We start from the raw sequence: 15,962 nt of genomic DNA on the forward strand, positions 1-15,962 counted from the left end.
GACCGGGGCGCCGCCGGCGCCGCCGGCCTGCAGGTCATCGGGTCGCTTCCCGCCCTCGGCCCGGTCGACGCGGCGGCGCGGTCGAGCGCCGACGCCCTGCCGCGGCTGGGGGCGGCCGGGTTGGCGCTCGGCGGGGCGGCGGCGGCCTGGACCGAGCTGCGCATCCTGCGCATCCGATTGTCCCGGGCCATCGGGCCGATCGACATCACCGGCGGGGTGCTCGACCACACCCTCGCGGGGTCCCTCGCCGCGGTCGGGGCCACGCTCGTCGTGCGCCTGGTCCTTGGCGGCCTCCCACCCCTCCCCCTCGGGGTCCTCGCGCTCGGCGCGGGCGGCGTCGCCTACCTGCTCGTCACCAAGATGTACGGGTTCCCGCTCGCCCGCGCCGCGCACGGCCGTCCGCCCGCCCGATCGGCCACTGCCCGCCGGTCCAGACGTCGCCCGCCGAGGTAGGGACCTACACTTCCCTGGCCGGCGGGGTCGACGACCGAGTGGCCTCCCGACCTCTTCCTCACGTGCACCCGAACCCAGACCCCACCAGCGTGCGCAGACGCCCACCGCTCAGCGGGCCGGTCACCTCCGACCTGCTCGCGAACCGGTACGTCCTCGAGGAGCACATCGCGGTCGGCGGGATGGCGGCGGTCTGGCGCGCCCACGACGAGGTCCTCGCCCGGACGGTCGCGATCAAGATCCTCCACGACGACCTGTCACGCGAGGAGGCGATCCGCGAGCGCTTCCGACGTGAGGCGGTCGCCGCCGCGAAGCTGGTCCACCCGGGGATCGTCAGCCTGTTCGACACCGGCGTCGACGGCGGCCGCGTGTACCTGGTGATCGAGTACGTCGAGGGGCGGACCCTCGCCGACGTGCTGGCGACCGAGGTCCTCGAGCCCGAGGAGGTCGCCCGCATGGCGAGCCGGATCGCGAGCGCGCTGGCCCACGCCCACGACCGCGGGATCATCCACCGGGACGTCAAGCCCGCCAACGTGCTGCTCTCCGCCGCTGGCGCCGGCGGCGGGTGGGCCAACGGCGCGGTGAAGGTGACCGACTTCGGCATCGCGAAGGCGGCGCAGGACTCGACCCTCACCGCCCCCGGTCGGGTGATGGGCACCGCCGCGTACGTGGCGCCCGAGCAGCTCCGGGGCCACGAGATCGACGCGCGCGCCGACCTGTACTCCCTCGGGCTGGTGATGTACGAGGCGATGACCGGCGAGCGGGCCTTCTCCGGCGGCGACCCGATCAGCGTCGCCGAGGCGCGGCTGGGCGCCGGTCCGCTGCACCCCCGCCAACTGCGGGCCGACGTGCCGAAGGCCCTCGACGACGTGGTCGCGGCGCTGACGGCCCCCGAGCCCGCGGATCGCCCGGCGTCGGCAGCCGCCGTGGTCGAGCTCCTGCGGCCCTTCGCCGCCGACCGGACCGTGCCCCCCGCACTGCCGGCCGCCGAGGAGGACGACGAGGGCACGTCCCTCCGCTCCGAGCTGCGCTGGCTGGCGCCGGTCGGCGGGCTGCTGCTGCTCGCCGCCGCACTCGTCGCTGTCGGGATAGTGGGCGGGATCATCGACGACGACCGCATCTCGCTGTCCGCGGAGGAGGTCACGCCCGACCTCGGCGCCGGCGGGGCGGACGCCGACCCGATCGCCGAGGCAGGTCGTGACGCGGGCGCGGGCGAGGGAGGGGAGGAGCCGGCGCCACAGGTCGTGCCGCTCCGGCTTGGGCAGATCACGGCGTTCGACCCCCAGGGCGACGGCGGCGGCGAACGCGACGAGTTCCTCCCCAACCTGACCGACGGCGCCCCGAACACCGCGTGGGCGACCGAGCGCTACGACACGCCGCAGTTCGGGAACCTGAAGGACGGCGTCGGCTTCCACGTCGACCTCAGCGGGTCGAGGACCCTCGCCGAGGTCGTCCTCGAGGTGCCGCGAGGCGGCTTCGACGTCGAGATCCGGGTGGCGGGCCGGGTCGACCCCGACCCGGCCGCGTGGGTGACGGCGACGACCATCGACGACATCGCGCCCGGCCGGAGCACCTACCCGCTGCCCGAGAACCCCACGGCGCGGTACCTGCTGGTGTGGATCACCGGTGACCTCCAACCCTTCGAGACCGGCTTCCGAGCCGAGATCGGCGAGATCGAGGTGCAGGCGCTCGCATCCTGAGGGGGAGGTCGCTGGCATCCTGTGCTGACCGATGCCCGCAGCTCCTCCGGCGCCGTGACCCGGCGCCCGACCGCACCCCGCGCGGAGGCGACCGACCAGGTCCCCGACGAGGACCTCGTCGCGGCCTTCGTCCGCGGGGACGAGCGCGCGTACGTCGCGCTGGTCGACCGCTACCGGCGGCGGGTCTTCGGAATCTGCATCCGCTACTTCGGCGATCCGGTCGACGCCGAGGACGCCGCCCAGGACGTCTTCCTCACGCTGTACCGCAGGGCGGCGACCTTCCGGGGCGGATCGAAGTTCTCGACCTGGATGTACCGGGTGACGACGAACGCCTGCAACGACCTCGCCCGCAAGCGCGCCCGTCGGCCGCAGAAGGCCGATGCGGTGGTCGAGGAGCTGCCGCTGGCCGACGCCGACGACCACATCGGTCGCCGCCTCCTCACCCTCGAGCTGCGGGAGGCGCTGCTGCAGCTCCAGCCCGAGCACCGCGACGCGGTCGTCGCGCACACCGTCGAGGGGCGTCCGTACCACGAGATCGCCGCCGAGGCCGGTGTCGCCGTGGGGACCATCAAGTCACGCGTCCACCGCGGCCACGCCAAGCTGGCGGCCATCCTGTCCGAGGGGGAGGGGTCGGGAGCGGAACCCTCGGACCGCGGCCCACCTCCTACCTGACGCAGCCTTCCCGTCCGCCCCCCCTCGGAGCTCCCTGACCACGTGACCGATCCCGTCGACCTCCGCGAGCAGCTCGCCGCCTTCCTGGCCGGCGAGCTGGACGGTGCTGCCGCTGATGCGCTCCAGGACCGCATCGACGCCGAGCCCTGGGTCGCCCACCTCGCCGACGAGATGGCCGACCTGCTCGTGGAGCTCGGCGGGGTCGACGACGTCACCCCGCCGCCGGGCTACGCCGACCGCCTCGCGGACGCCCTGGCCGCGGAGATCGGTCACCCCCTGCCCGCCGCCCCGGACCCGCGGGCGCTCGCCGCCACGGGTGCGGCCGCCGCCACGGGGTGGGCCGAGCAGCACACCGGCCCGCGAGGGCGTCGGCCCGGGAGCGCACGCCCGGCCGGCCGCGGTTCCGGCGGCGACCGCCGGAGGCGGCTGACCCGCGCGCTCGCCGTCGCCGCGGTCTTCGTGGTCATCGGCGTGGCCACGGTCGGCGTGCTCGACGGCGGCCTCTTCGGCAGCGCGTCGGATTCGGGCTCGGACGAGGGGGCCGAGTTCGCCCAGGACGAGCGGGAGGTGCTGCAGGCCGGCGACGCGGCCGAGGACGATGCGGCCGACGGCGACGCGGCCGACGGCGATGCGGCAGCGACCGAGGCCGAGGACCCCGCGGTGGCCGCCGCGCCCGCCCCGACCGAGGAGGTCGCGGACGCCGCGGCCGAGGAGGGGTCCGCCGGTGCAGGTGCCGACGCCCTGATCGCGATCGACGGTCCCGCGGTCCTCGACCTCGGGCCGGTCGATCCCGCCGACCTCGGACCGGTCCTCACAGAGGACCCGGCGACGCAGGCCCTGCTGGGACTCGACGCGACCGCCGCCGCAGACCGCGCACGCGCCCACGCCGACGAGCTGCTCCGCGCCACGTACCCCGACCAGACGCCTGCCGGCACCTGCGTCCGCGAGGTCCTCGACGCCGCCGGCCCCGACCTGGTCCCCGCCGTCGCCGCGACGGCGGAGCTGCCCGACGGGCCCGTGATCGCCTTCGCGCTGGTCCGCTCCGCCGGCGGTGAGGCCCTGGACGCCGTCGACGTGTGGGTCGTCGACCCCTCCACCTGCGCGGTCCAGCAGGTCATCAGCTGACCCCAGGCGTCTCGGAATAGGCTGCGGGACACCGCTGTTCAACGCCCTGCCGCCACCTCGGTCCCGCCTCGGAGGAAACCACCCACATGCCCGACACGCCCATCCGCAACGTCGTGATCATCGGCTCCGGCCCGGCCGGGCTGACCGCGGCGCTCTACGCCGCGCGGGCGGACCTCGAACCCCTCGTGATCGAGGGTCAGGCCGCTGGCGGGCAGCTGATGCAGACCACCGAGGTGGAGAACTTCCCGGGCTTCCCCGACGGGCGCATGGGTCCGGAGCTGATGATGGACTTCCGCAAGCAGGCGGAGAAGTTCGGCACCGAGTTCCTGACCCGCGACGTCGACGCGGTCGACCTCACCAGCGGCTCGCCGTTCGCCATCACGGTCGGCGCCGACACGATCCTCGCGAGGACGGTCATCATCTCGACGGGCGCCACCGCCCGCTGGCTCGGCCTGCCCAACGAGCAGCGCCTGATCGGCAAGGGCGTCTCGGCCTGCGCCACCTGCGACGGCTTCTTCTTCCGCGACCGCGAGCTCGTCGTCGTGGGCGGTGGCGACTCGGCGATGGAGGAGGCGATGTTCCTGACGAAGTTCGCCTCCAAGGTCACCGTCATCCACCGCCGGGACCAGCTGCGGGCCTCGAAGATCATGGCGGACCGGGCGATGGCGAACGAGAAGATCGTCTTCGAGTGGAACAGCGAGGTCGTGGACGTCCTCGGCGACGACGTCGTCACCGGCGTCGTCCTGGCCGACACCCGGACCGGGGAACGTCGGGAGATGGCCGCCGACGGGCTCTTCCTCGCGATCGGCCACGACCCGGCGTCGGGCCTGTTCGCCGACCAGCTCGAGACCGACAGCCAGGGGTACCTCGTCGTCACCGAGCCCACGACCGCGACCAGCATCCCCGGCGTCTTCGCCGCCGGTGACATCACCGACACGATCTACCGGCAGGCGATCACCGCAGCCGGGCAGGGCTGCAAGGCCGCGATCGACGCCGAGCGGTGGCTCGAGGCCAGCCACTGACCTCCGGGGGGTCGGCTACGGAATAGCCGGCCCCGCCGAACCGTTCTGGACCGTCGACGCACAGCTGAAGACCGCGACACAAGAGGAGCGCACCCGTGAGCAACACCCCCGCCGTCACCGACGCCACCTGGAGCACCGAGGTGCTCGAGGCCGACAAGCCCGTCCTGATCGACTTCTGGGCCGAGTGGTGCGGGCCGTGCCGGATGGTGGCCCCGGTGATCGACGAGATCGCGACCGAGCAGTCCGACAACCTGAAGGTCGTCAAGCTCAACGTCGACGAGAACCCCGACACCGCCCGCCAGTACCGGGTCATGTCGATCCCGACCATGCTCGTCGTCTCCGACGGCGTCGAGAAGAAGCGGATCGTCGGCGCCAAGGGCAAGGCCGCGCTGCTCGGCGACCTGGCCGAGTTCCTCTAGGCCGCGCGCCAGCGCCACCCCGCACCGCGACCAGGCCGCCCCACATCGGGGCGGCCTTCGTCGTTCACCCCTCGTCGGTTCAATCTGCCGCGGGGGAGGGGACCGACTCGAGGGCCGGCCGCGACGTGGCCCTCTCGCGCCGCGAGAGCGCCGCGACCACCTCGGCCAGTGCGTGGCTCATGGACTTGGCCCACGTCGCCGTACGACGCGTCTCGAAGCGGTACAGGGGGGTCTTCAGGTCCGACCGGTGGAGGCGGAAGCCGAGGTGCTCGAGGAACTCCCCGGTGACGACGCACCCGCCGGGCGCGTGGGCGGCGCCGGCGCCGACGAGGGTCCCGTAGGCCTCGACCGCCTCGATGCCGTGGGCGACGGCCTCGCGCGCCACGACCTGGAACAGGTGGCGGGCCAGCCCCGCCCGGCGGTGGTCGGGGTCGACCCAGACCGTGGCGAGCACCATCGCGTCCTCGCTCGCGGGGGGCCCGAGGACGCGGCTCCGCTGGAGGTGCACCGTCGGCGCGAACAGCGCGTAGGCGACGAGGCGGTCGTCGTCCCACACCGCCCGGCCGGGGACGCCCCACTCGAGCTGGACGGCCTGCCACCAGGCGTCCTGCGCCGCGGGGTCGCTGGGCAGCCCTCCGCGGGCGGCCGAGGTGGTCTGCCAGAAGGCGCAGCCACGGCAGGGGGCCGGGAGGTCGTCGAGGTCCTCCATGCGGAGCTCGCGCACCCGCATCAGGGACCCACCACGTCCTCCGAACGAACGTTCGGGTAGCTGCTCCAGCGGAAGAGCAGGGCCACCCCGACGCCGAGGGCGCACGCCACCGCGGTGCGCGTGATCAGGTGGGCGGTGCGCGAGGTCACGTCAGGGAGGATAGGCCTCGCGGTCCTGCCGGTCAGCGGGCCGACCGGCGGGGGCCGGGTGGCCACCGCGGTGGCCCGGCCGCCCGCGGTTACGCTGGACCCGGCCGCGCTGGCGTGGTGGACGTGGAGCCCCCGCGGTCCGGCCGTCACGACGTCGAGGAGCTGACCGTGAGCCCAGCCGACCCCTACCTGCACCGGTACGCCACCCGGGCGCAGGGCATGACCGCGAGCGAGATCCGCGCGCTCTTCGCCGTGGCCTCGCGGCCCGAGATCGTCTCCCTGGCGGGTGGCAACCCGGACGTGACGGTCCTCGACTTCGACGAGGTCGCCGACGTGGCGGCGCGGGTGATCCGCGAGCGGGGGGCGAGCGCGCTGCTGTACGGCGGGGGGCAGGGCCTCGGCGAGATGCGCGAGCAGCTGACCGGCGTCCTCGCCGCCGAGGGGATCCGCGCTCGGGCCGACGACCTCGTCGTGACCACCGGCGGCCAGCAGGCCCTCGACCTCCTCGCCCGCCTGTTCATCGACGCCGGCGACGTCATCGTGGCCGAGGGCCCCACCTACGTCGGTGCCCTCAGCGCCTTCAGCCAGTACCAGCCGCGGGTGGTGCACGTGCCGATGGACTCCGACGGCGTGGTGCCCGAGGCGATGGCGGACGTGCTGGACCGGCTGCGGGCCGAGGGCGTCAAGCCGAAGATGCTCTACACCATCCCCAACCACCAGAACCCCGCGGGGGTCTCGCTGACCGAGGACCGGCGCCGCGCCGTCCTCGCGCTCGCGGACGCCCACGACCTGATGGTGGTCGAGGACAACCCCTACGGGATGCTCGACTTCAAGCACGAGACCCGGACGCCGCTCGTGACGCTCGCCCCGGAGCGGGTGATCTACGTCGGCACGCTGTCGAAGATCTTCTCCCCGGGGGTCCGGACGGGCTTCGTCCTCGCCCCCCACGCCGTCCGCGACAAGCTCGTGCAGCTGAAGGAGGCCTCGGACCTCTGCCAGTCGAACATGACGCAGGCGATCGCCGAGGCGTGGCTCCGGACCCAGCCGTGGCGGGAGCACGTCCGCGCCTTCACCGAGCTGTACCGCGAGCGCTGCGACGAGATGCTGTCGGAGATCGAGGTCGCGTTCCCACCCGAGGCGCACGTCGCGGCCCCCACCGGCGGCATGTTCACCTGGGTCCGGCTGCCGGAGCCGATCGACACCGGCGCCCTGCTACCCCGCGCGATCAACGCGCGCGTCGCGTACGTGCCCGGCCGCGGGTTCTACGCCGACGGCAGCGGGAAGCAGGAGATGCGCCTGAACTTCAGCTACGCGTCAGCCGACCGCATCCGCGAGGGCATACGCCGACTGGGGGAGCTCATCGGTGACGAGCTCGAGCTGCTGCACGCGTTCGGGCGCTGAGGAGGTCTGATGGAACCGCTGCGCATCGCCGTCATCGCCGGTGGCCTGTCGTTCGAGCGCGATGTCAGCCTGCGCTCGGGTGCGCGGGTCACCGCAGCCCTCGAGTCCCGCGGGCACGACGTGACCCTGTTCGACGTCGACCAGCACCTGCTGGACGAGCTCGAGACCTGCAAGCCCGACGTGGCCTACGTCGCCCTGCACGGCCGCATGGGGGAGGACGGCACCATCCAGGGGCTCCTGCAGCTGATGGGGATCCCGTTCACCGGTCCCGACGCGCGCGCCTCGTCGCTCGCCTGGGACAAGGCCGTCGCGAAGGGGGTGTGGCGTCGACACGGGATCCCGACGCCTGACTGGATCTCCCTGTCGTCCGACGCGGTCCGCGACCTCGGCGCCGTCCGGATCCTGCCGCAGGTCACCCAGCGCCTCCCGGGGCCCCTGGTCGTCAAGCCGACCCAGGGGGGCGCGTCGATGGGCGTCGGGTACGCCAGCGACGCCCAGGACCTGACCGATGCGCTGATCGGGTCCTTCCGCTACCACCCGGTCGCCCTGGTCGAGCGCTTCGTCGAGGGGGTCGAGGTGGCCGTGTCGATCGTCGACGGTGAGCCGCTGCCCCCCGTCGAGATCGACGTGCCGCACGCCGACGGCGAGGACGGCCACTACGACTTCAGCGCGCGCTACACGCCGGGTGCGACGGTGCTCCACGCACCGGCGCGGCTCGACGCGTCGACCGCGGCGCGCGCCACCGACGCGGCCATGGCCGCCTACGGAGAGGTCGGCGCCCGCCACGTGACCCGTGCCGACATGATCATCGACGCCGACGGCAACCCCTGGCTGCTCGAGCTCGACACCTCGCCGGGGATGACCGAGACCTCGCTGCTGCCCGCCGCCGCCGAGGCCGCCGGCGAGGACTTCGCCTCGGTGTGCGAGCGGATCCTGCTCGCCGCACTGCCGGCACACACCCGCTGACCACACACCGAAGGGCGCGCTGACCTGGGCGAACGCGCCCACGTCGCGCCTGGGCGACGTTCCGGACCGCTCGCATGGTCGACCATGGGCCGTTCGGGGCCCGGGAGACGGTCCTCGCGGGTCAACCCGCGAGGAGGTCCTGTCCCGCACCACGGCCGAGGATGTCGATGAGGCGCTCGAGGTCCTCCGCCCCCGAGAACTCGATGACGACACGGCCGCGCTTCACCGATCCCTTGATCTGCACCTTCGTCGCCAGCGCGTCGACCAGCCGCTCCTCCACGTGCGCGAACGGCGACGACCGCCGCCGACCGCGAGCGTCGGCGGCGAGGTCCTTCATCGTGGCATCCGCCGAGCGGGCCTGCCGGTCGGAGATGGTGCGGACCAGGTCCTCGGTGGCCCGGACGCTGAGCCCCTCGGCGACGACCTGGGTGGCCAGCCGCTCCTGGTCCTCCGGCTCGCCCAGGCCGAGCAGCGCGCGCGCGTGCCCGGCGGACAGGGATCCGCCGATGACCAGGTCCTGGACCGCGGGCGGCAGGGCGAGGAGCCGCAGGCTGTTGGAGATGGCGGACCGGGACTTGCCGAGCTTCGTGGCGAGCGCATCGTGGGTGAGGCCGAAGTCGTCCAGGAGCTGGCGGTAGGCGAGCGCCTCCTCGATGGCGTCGAGGTCGGCGCGGTGGACGTTCTCGACCAGCGCCTCGGTCAGCAGCTGCGCGTCCTCGGTGTGGCGCACCACGACGGGGACCTCCGCCATCCCGGCCATCCGCGCGGCCCGGAACCGCCGCTCACCGGCGATGATCTGGTACCCGCCATCGGGCTCGGGGCGCGCGACGATCGGCTGCAGCATCCCCACCTCGGAGAGGCTCGCGGCGAGCTCCTCGAGCGCGCCGGCGTCGAAGCGGTCGCGCGGCTGCCGGGGGTTCGGGTGGAGCTCGTCCAGGGACACGGTGACGAGCCCGGACTGGCCGGGACTCGCAGCAGGGATCAGCGCACCGAGACCTCGGCCCAGTCCTCCGGGACGGCTCATGGCGGTTCCTCTCTCCTGGCGGGGTCGGTGTCGATCAGCTCACATCGGTCATGCGGGTTCGCTCATGCCGGCTCGTCCATCATCGGCTCGCTCACGCCACGGCTCCCTGGCGCGCGGCGCGCTGGTCGAGGCGGCCGATGACCTCTCGGGCCAGGCGGCGGTAGGCCATCGCGCCACGTGAGGCCGGGTCGCACTGGGTGATCGGCTGCCCGAACCCGGGGGCCTCGGCGAGCCGGACGGTGCGGGGGATGCGCGCGTCGAAGACGCGCTCGCCGAAGTGGGCGTGGACCTCGTCGACGACCTGCTGGCTGAGCTTGGTGCGCGAATCCATCATGGTCAGGACGAACCCGGTCATCTCGAGGTGGGGGTTGAGCTGCTCGCGGATGAGCTCCGCGTTGCGGCGGAGCGCGCCGAGGCCCTCGAGTGCGAAGTACTCGCACTGGATCGGGACGATCACGCCGTCAGCGGCGGTCATCGCGTTCACGGTCAGGAGGCCGAGGCTGGGCGGACAGTCGATCACGACGGCGTCGTACTCCCCCCGCACCGCATCGAGGGCCCGGCGCAGCTTGTGCTCGCGGCTGAACGCGCTGACCAACTCGACCTCCGCACCCGCCAGGTCGATGGTCGCGCGGACCATGTCGAGACGGACCTGCGACGTCTGGACGACCGCATCGGTGATGGGGACGTCGTCGACGATCACGTCGTAGATCGACGTGTCCTCGGGTCCCGCTCGCAGCCCGAGGCCGCTGCTAGCGTTCCCCTGGGGGTCGAAGTCGACCAGCAGCACGTGGAGCCCCTGCTCCGCCAGGGCGGCGGCGAGGGACACCGCCGTCGTCGTCTTCCCGACCCCGCCCTTCTGGTTGGCGACGGCCAACACGGTGGCCTGGGCGTAGCGCTGCGCACCCCGGACGGGCGGGGGAGGGGGAGAGGCGGCGTCGGTCGGGGGGAGGGGACCCGACGGTTCACGCTGGGGGGGATCGACCTGAACCGGGTCGGGGCGTTCCACGTGGAACACCTCCGGGTCGGCGGGGCGGGAGGTGGCGGGCCGGGGCGGGTCGCCGGATCCGCCGGCCCAGTAGCGATACCAGCCGCTCGTGGATGCCTCCGTCATGTCCGTCCACCTCCCAGCGGTGACGATTGGGGGATCCCGTTCCGTCGGGGGATCCCTCGTGGCGGACCACCCTGCGCGGCGATGCTAACAAGGACCGTGCCACGATCCGCGGAGCCGACCCCCTCGGTGTGCAGCTCCTTCATGCGGAGGCGTCCCGACGCGCGCTGGAAGTAGCCTCGCTCGGAGTCGACGGAGGGCCCCTTCACGACCACCAACCGCCCGCGGGGGCGCAGGAACCCCCGCGCCAGCTCCGCGGTCACGTCGAGCCTGGCGAGGGCGCGGCTGACCACACCGTCGTAGAGTCCGCGGAACGCGTCGTCGTGGGCGAGCACCTCCGCGCGGCCGGCAACGGCCCGTGCGTTCTCGAGGCCCAGGACGTCGATGAACTCGGACACCGCATCGACCTTCTTCTGCCGTGCATCGATGAGCGTCCACCCCACGCGAGGGCGGAGGATCGCCGCCACGAGGCCGGGGAGCCCGCCGCCCGTGCCGAGATCGACCCAGTGCTGGCCGTCACCGGCGTGCAACGCCTCGACGACCGCGACGGACTCCGGGATGTGGACGGTCGCCACCAGCCCACGGTCCCTGCTGGACACCAGGTTGTGGGGGGACTCGGCGATCAAGGTGCCCAGCAGCTCGAGCTGCTCGGCGGTCGAGAGCGGCGTTCCACGTGAAACGCGGGATGGACCTGCATCGGCCCATCCCGCGTCCCTCGCATGCTCGTCATCGATGGCGTCGTCATCGATGGCCATGTGCAGTCCTAGTCAGCTGGTCGGATCACGACGCGCCGCCGCGGCTCCGCGCCTTCGCTGGCCGAGGTCACGCCCCCGGCCGAAGCCGCCAGGTCGTGCATCATCTTGCGCTCGTAGGCATCCATCGGCTCGAGCTTGACCGGGGCGTTGGTCTCGCGAACCTCCGCGATGGCCTCTCGACACCGCTCGCGCAGCTTCTCGAGCTGACGCGCGCGGTAGCCCTCGACGTCGACGCGCACGTGGCTGCGCCGTTCGGTCTGGCGCTGCACCGAGCAGCGGACGAGCTCCTGGAGCGCATCCAGCGTCGCGCCACGTCGGCCGATCAGGAGCCCGCTGCCGACGTCCTGGACGGTGACGACGGCCTGATCCTCCTTGACCTCGATGTCGATGTCCCCTGGCAGGTCGAGGATGTCGAGCAGGCCCTCGACGAAGTCCGCCGCGAGATCGGCGTCCTCGTCCAGCTGCTCGACCAGCGTGCCCTCGTCCTGCGGATCGGTTCCGGTGTCGGTGCTCACATGAGCCCCCTTCGTCTGTCAGGTCCCCAGCTCGATGTGGGGACGCGGCTGATGGAGAGTGGTGGCCTAGCGGTCCCGCTCGCCGCTGCCGCCGGAGCGGCCCTTGCGGGAGCTGCCCTCGCCCTTGCCCGAGCTCTCGCCCTTGCCCTTGCCCGTGCTCCCGCCCTTGCTCGAGCGCTGGCTGCGCGGCGTCCCGTTCGACCCGTTCGTGCGTGGTCGGGAGCCGGAGGAGCCGGAGTCCACGATGTCCTTCGACTGATCCCGCTTCCCCGTGACCTCGTCCGCCCGGGCCCGGCGGTCACCGCTCTGGCCCTTGGGCCGGGTGCGCTTGCTGGCGACGCGCTCCTCCTTGCGCTGCCGCGCGGCTTCGGCCTCCTCGGCCTCCACCTTCTTGAAGATGTAGGCCTGCTGGCCGATGGTCCAGATGTTGGTGGTGACCCAGTACAGGACCACGCCGATCGGGAAGGTGAACGACAGCCAGCCGAGGAAGGCCGGCATGACGTACATCATGATCTTCTGGACCTGGGCCTGCTGGTCGTTGGAGTTGCCGGAGTTGCGGGCCTGCATCTGCTTCTGGGTGTAGAAGGTCGTGAAGACCTGCAGCGCCACCAGCACGAACGCCCCGATGCCGGCGCCCTCGGCGGCCGTCATGCCCAGGCCCTCGATGCCGAAGAACGGGGCGGCGGTGAGCTCCTCCACCCGGGCGTTGTCCCGCAGCACGTAGAAGAGCGCCAGGAAGATCGGCATCTGCAGCAGCAACGGCAGGCAGCCGCCCACCGGGTTGACCTGGTGCTCCTGGTAGAGCGCCATCTGGGCTTCGCGCTGCTTGTCCTTGAGCTTCTTGTAGCGCTCCGGGTCGGTCTTGATGAGCGACCGGTCCGCCTTGTACTTCTCCTGGATCTTCTTCAGCTCCGGCTGGAGGCGCTGCATCGACCGCATGGACCGGGTCTGGCGGACCATGAGCGGGATGAGGAAGATCCGGACCGTGACGGTCAGGAGGATGATCGCGAGTCCCCAGGCGTAGCCGCCGGCGAGCGGCTCGAGGAGCCCCTCGTAGAACCGCAGGACCTGTGCGAGGGCGTCCTGCAACCCACCGAAGATGTCGCCTAGGAATCCCATGGTGTGCGCTCCTCTGCAGGCCTCGTGGCCGGGACGAGCTGATCGCGCTCATCCGGCCCACCGTGGGCCGCGGGCTGGTCGTGATGACGTGTGTCGTGGTCGGGTGCGCGACGTCGCGGTCGCGCCGGGGGCACGGGGTCGATCCCCGTCCCGCCCCAGGGGTGGCAGCGCCCCAGGCGGCGGAGCGTCAGCCAACCGCCCCGGAGCGCACCGTGCACGGTGACGGCCTCCAGGCCGTAGGCCGAGCAGGTCGGGTGGTAGCGGCAGCGGTCCTGGGTCTTCGGGACCAGCCGGTAGGCCCGGATGACGAGGACCAGCAGCCATGCGAGGGGCGAACGCATGTTCGAGTTCGAACTTGCCTGTGCGGTGCCGCGGGTCATCGGGTGGCTCGCCGGCCCGCCCGCCGGATGCCGTCGGCGATCTGGGCCTCGAGCGCCGCGAAGGGGACCGAGTCGGCCCCTGCACGACCGCTCACGACGAGATCGAGCCCCGCGGGGAGGTCGCACGACGCGAGCACCGCCCGCATCCGGCGCTTCGCGCGGTTCCGCACCACCGCACCGCCGACGCGGCGTCCCGCCACGACGGCCACGCGCGCACCGCCGCCGTCACCGCGCGAGCGCGCGTGCACGACGACCTGGTCACTGCCCCACGACGCGCGTGCGGTGAACACCCCGCGGATGTCCGCGGAGGACCGCAAGCGCAGGGGGGTGGGCACGGACACCACCGTAGCGACGCCCGGGTGTCGGGGCGTCAGGCCGACAGCTTCTTGCGCCCCTTCGCCCGCCGTGCCTTGATGATCCGGCGACCGGCAGGGGTGCTCATGCGGCTGCGGAAGCCGTGCTTGCGCTTGCGGCGACGGTTGTTGGGCTGGAAGGTGCGCTTCATGGCTGGTGACCTCGGTGGTGGAGCGGCCTGGGGGAGGCGGTGCCGTCCCCGCGCGCGTCGTGCTCGGCAGACGTGCGGTCGGGTGGCGGTGGAGCGGGCGTGGTGCCCCGGCGGATCGCAGTGCGACAGACTGCTGCGCCCCGCATGCGTCAGGACAGTGTAGGGAGCCCCCTCTCACCCCGTCAACCGGCCACACGACGGGGCTTGTTGCCACGACCCGGGTGTGCCTAGACTCCGCGACCTTCCACGTCGGCGGGCCCCGTCCGCGGCCTCGCCCTTCCCCGTCCACAGCGTGTGGACAACTCTGTGGACGATGCCGATCCGCGAGGCAGCATCGATGCCCCGCCTCGACGTGCCCGAACGCCAGTGCCGACCGCCGTGAAGTGAGCGTGACACCCTGATGGAGCAGCAGCCACCCGATCTCCCACAGCTGTGGAGGGCGGCGGTCGACGCTCTGGCCCACCAGGTCTCCGGCCCGGCGCAGATGGCGTGGCTCGACCAGACCGAGCCGATCGGACTGACCGACGGGGTCTTCGTGCTGGCCGCGCCCAACGGGTTCGCGCAGGAGCAGCTCAAGCGCCGCTTCACCGAGCCGCTGACCGAGGCCCTGAGCGCCGCGGTGGGCGAACCGGTCACGCTGGTCATCACCGCCCGGCCCGACGCGGGCGGTGCCGCCGTGGGCGACCCCCCCGAACCGGAGGACGACGCGGTGATCGAGGAGGTCGAGGCGCCGTTGCGGGCGGTGCCGGGGGGTCGGTCGAGCGACGGGCCCACGCCGCTGCCGGTGCCGAACCTCTCCGACAAGTACGTGTTCGACCGCTTCGTCATCGGGGCGAGCAACCGCTTCGCGCACGCTGCCGCCTTCGCCGTGGCCGAGGCACCTGCCAAGGCCTACAACCCGCTGTTCATCTATGGCGACTCCGGGCTCGGCAAGACCCACCTCCTGCAGGCCGTCGGCCACTACGCAGGCCGGCTCTACCCCCGCAGCCGGATCACGTACATCACGTCCGAGCAGTTCACGTCGGAGTTCATCGAGGGCGTCCGGAGCGGCCAGCAGGCGAGCTTCCAGCGGCGCTACCGGGACGTGGACATCCTCCTCATCGACGACATCCAGTTCCTCGAGAAGGCCGAGCGGACCCAGGAGGAGTTCTTCCACACCTTCAACGCGCTCCACCACGCGGAGAAGCAGATCGTGCTGACGTCCGATCGGCCGCCGCGCCGGCTCGAGCGCCTCGAGGAGCGCCTCCGCACGCGCTTCGAGATGGGCCTGCTGACAGACGTCCAACCGCCGGACCTCGAGACCCGCCTGGCCATCCTCCGCCGCAAGGCCGAGCTCGACGGCGTCGACGTCCCCGGCCCGGTCCTCGAGCTGATCGCCGGTCGGATCGCCACCAACATCCGCGAGCTCGAGGGCGCGCTGATCCGGGTCATCGCCGCCGCCAGCCTGTCGAAGCGGCCCGTCACCCTGGCGCTGGCGGAGACCGCGCTGAAGGACGTGTTCCCCGAGTCCCAGAGCGGCGAGATCACGGCGGACATCATCAAGGCCGAGACCGCCGCGTACTTCGGGTTCACCGTCGACGAGCTGTGCTCGAGCACCCGCACCCGCGCCCTGGTGAACGCCCGCCAGATCGCCATGTACCTCACGCGCGAGCTGACCGAGCTGTCCCTGCCGAAGATCGGCGAGGCCTTCGGCGGGCGCGACCACACCACGGTCATCCACGCGAACAAGAAGATCCAGGCCCTCATCAAGGAGCGGCCCGCGACCTTCGAGCAGATCCAGGACCTGACGGGGCAGATCAAGGTCAAGGCGCGTGGCTGACCGAGCACACCACTGGAGCGCAGGTGATGTGTCCACAGCGGGGTGTGGATCGGCGGTGGACGTCCCTGGTCTGCCCACAGGGCGTCGGGCAGACTGGGCGCTGCCCACAAGGCGTTCAGGGAAT

17 protein-coding genes and 2 pseudogenes are annotated in these 15,962 nt (G+C 72.6%); 9 read left to right on the top strand and 10 right to left on the bottom strand.

The window, feature by feature from the left end:
* From ACEQ2X_RS11095 to trxA, 6 genes and pseudogenes are all read left to right on the top strand, one after another.
* A pseudogene (locus ACEQ2X_RS11095) lies at nt 1-453 on the top strand (hypothetical protein); the annotation flags it as partial.
* Nucleotides 454-542: 89 nt separating this feature from the next.
* Nucleotides 543-2,150, top strand: coding sequence for a protein kinase (locus tag ACEQ2X_RS11100; protein WP_370325877.1), 1,608 nt, complete (start codon nt 543-545; stop codon nt 2,148-2,150).
* Nucleotides 2,151-2,171: 21 nt separating this feature from the next.
* Nucleotides 2,172-2,822 (top strand): RNA polymerase sigma factor, encoded by a 651-nt coding sequence (locus ACEQ2X_RS11105; protein WP_370325878.1) that lies wholly within the window; start codon nt 2,172-2,174, stop codon nt 2,820-2,822.
* Between the two features lie 42 nt (nt 2,823-2,864).
* On the top strand, nt 2,865-3,947 hold the full coding sequence (locus ACEQ2X_RS11110; RefSeq protein WP_370325879.1) for a hypothetical protein: 1,083 nt from the start codon (nt 2,865-2,867) through the stop codon (nt 3,945-3,947).
* A gap of 86 nt (nt 3,948-4,033) precedes the next feature.
* Nucleotides 4,034-4,969: a thioredoxin-disulfide reductase gene (trxB, locus tag ACEQ2X_RS11115; protein ID WP_370325880.1), complete on the top strand. Its 936-nt coding sequence runs from the start codon at nt 4,034-4,036 to the stop codon at nt 4,967-4,969.
* A 95-nt stretch (nt 4,970-5,064) separates the two neighbouring features.
* On the top strand, nt 5,065-5,388 hold the full coding sequence (gene trxA / locus ACEQ2X_RS11120) for a thioredoxin (RefSeq protein ID WP_370325881.1): 324 nt from the start codon (nt 5,065-5,067) through the stop codon (nt 5,386-5,388).
* Between the two features lie 79 nt (nt 5,389-5,467).
* Here the strand turns inward: trxA and ACEQ2X_RS11125 are convergent, their stop codons facing one another.
* On the bottom strand, nt 5,468-6,118 hold the full coding sequence (locus ACEQ2X_RS11125; protein ID WP_370325882.1) for an N-acetyltransferase family protein: 651 nt from the start codon (nt 6,116-6,118) through the stop codon (nt 5,468-5,470).
* Nucleotides 6,118-6,246 carry a hypothetical protein gene (locus ACEQ2X_RS11130; RefSeq protein ID WP_370325883.1) on the bottom strand — a complete coding sequence of 43 codons (129 nt, stop codon included), beginning with the start codon at nt 6,244-6,246 and terminating at the stop codon, nt 6,118-6,120. The genes ACEQ2X_RS11125 and ACEQ2X_RS11130 overlap by 1 nt, the downstream gene beginning before the upstream one ends.
* Before the next feature lie 168 nt (nt 6,247-6,414).
* On the opposite strand from ACEQ2X_RS11130, the gene ACEQ2X_RS11135 reads away from it, so the two are divergent.
* Nucleotides 6,415-7,647 (top strand): PLP-dependent aminotransferase family protein, encoded by a 1,233-nt coding sequence (locus ACEQ2X_RS11135; protein ID WP_370325884.1) that lies wholly within the window; start codon nt 6,415-6,417, stop codon nt 7,645-7,647.
* A gap of 9 nt (nt 7,648-7,656) precedes the next feature.
* Nucleotides 7,657-8,613 carry a D-alanine--D-alanine ligase gene (locus ACEQ2X_RS11140; RefSeq protein WP_370325885.1) on the top strand — a complete coding sequence of 319 codons (957 nt, stop codon included), beginning with the start codon at nt 7,657-7,659 and terminating at the stop codon, nt 8,611-8,613.
* Nucleotides 8,614-8,734: 121 nt separating this feature from the next.
* On the opposite strand, the gene ACEQ2X_RS11145 is transcribed toward ACEQ2X_RS11140, so the two are convergent.
* The 8 genes and pseudogenes from ACEQ2X_RS11145 to rpmH all read right to left on the bottom strand — a co-directional run bounded on the left by ACEQ2X_RS11145 (nt 8,735) and on the right by rpmH (nt 14,019).
* Nucleotides 8,735-9,637 (bottom strand): ParB/RepB/Spo0J family partition protein, encoded by a 903-nt coding sequence (locus tag ACEQ2X_RS11145; RefSeq protein WP_370325886.1) that lies wholly within the window; start codon nt 9,635-9,637, stop codon nt 8,735-8,737.
* Between the two features lie 91 nt (nt 9,638-9,728).
* Nucleotides 9,729-10,748, bottom strand: a complete 1,020-nt coding sequence (locus ACEQ2X_RS11150; protein ID WP_370325887.1) for an AAA family ATPase — start codon at nt 10,746-10,748, stop codon at nt 9,729-9,731.
* Nucleotides 10,745-11,500, bottom strand: a complete 756-nt coding sequence (gene rsmG, locus ACEQ2X_RS11155) for a 16S rRNA (guanine(527)-N(7))-methyltransferase RsmG (RefSeq protein WP_370325888.1) — start codon at nt 11,498-11,500, stop codon at nt 10,745-10,747. Before rsmG ends, ACEQ2X_RS11150 begins: the two co-directional genes overlap by 4 nt.
* 8 nt (nt 11,501-11,508) lie before the next feature.
* Complete coding sequence (locus ACEQ2X_RS11160; protein ID WP_370325889.1) at nt 11,509-12,015, bottom strand: protein jag; 507 nt, start codon at nt 12,013-12,015, stop codon at nt 11,509-11,511.
* A gap of 66 nt (nt 12,016-12,081) precedes the next feature.
* A complete protein-coding gene (locus ACEQ2X_RS11165; RefSeq protein ID WP_370325890.1) occupies nt 12,082-13,134 on the bottom strand; it encodes a YidC/Oxa1 family membrane protein insertase in 1,053 nt (350 codons plus the stop codon).
* Between the two features lie 128 nt (nt 13,135-13,262).
* Nucleotides 13,263-13,475: pseudogene (gene yidD, locus ACEQ2X_RS11170) on the bottom strand (membrane protein insertion efficiency factor YidD); the annotation flags it as partial.
* Between the two features lie 35 nt (nt 13,476-13,510).
* Nucleotides 13,511-13,849, bottom strand: a complete 339-nt coding sequence (locus tag ACEQ2X_RS11175) for a ribonuclease P protein component (RefSeq protein WP_370325891.1) — start codon at nt 13,847-13,849, stop codon at nt 13,511-13,513.
* 35 nt (nt 13,850-13,884) lie between these two features.
* On the bottom strand, nt 13,885-14,019 hold the full coding sequence (gene rpmH / locus ACEQ2X_RS11180; RefSeq protein ID WP_370325892.1) for a 50S ribosomal protein L34: 135 nt from the start codon (nt 14,017-14,019) through the stop codon (nt 13,885-13,887).
* 400 nt (nt 14,020-14,419) lie between these two features.
* On the opposite strand from rpmH, the gene dnaA reads away from it, so the two are divergent.
* A complete protein-coding gene (dnaA, locus tag ACEQ2X_RS11185; protein ID WP_370325893.1) occupies nt 14,420-15,838 on the top strand; it encodes a chromosomal replication initiator protein DnaA in 1,419 nt (472 codons plus the stop codon).
* The last annotated feature ends 124 nt before the right edge of the window (nt 15,839-15,962 follow it).

The organism is Euzebya sp., assembly GCF_964222135.1.
In the GTDB taxonomy this organism is placed as follows: domain Bacteria; phylum Actinomycetota; class Nitriliruptoria; order Euzebyales; family Euzebyaceae; genus Euzebya.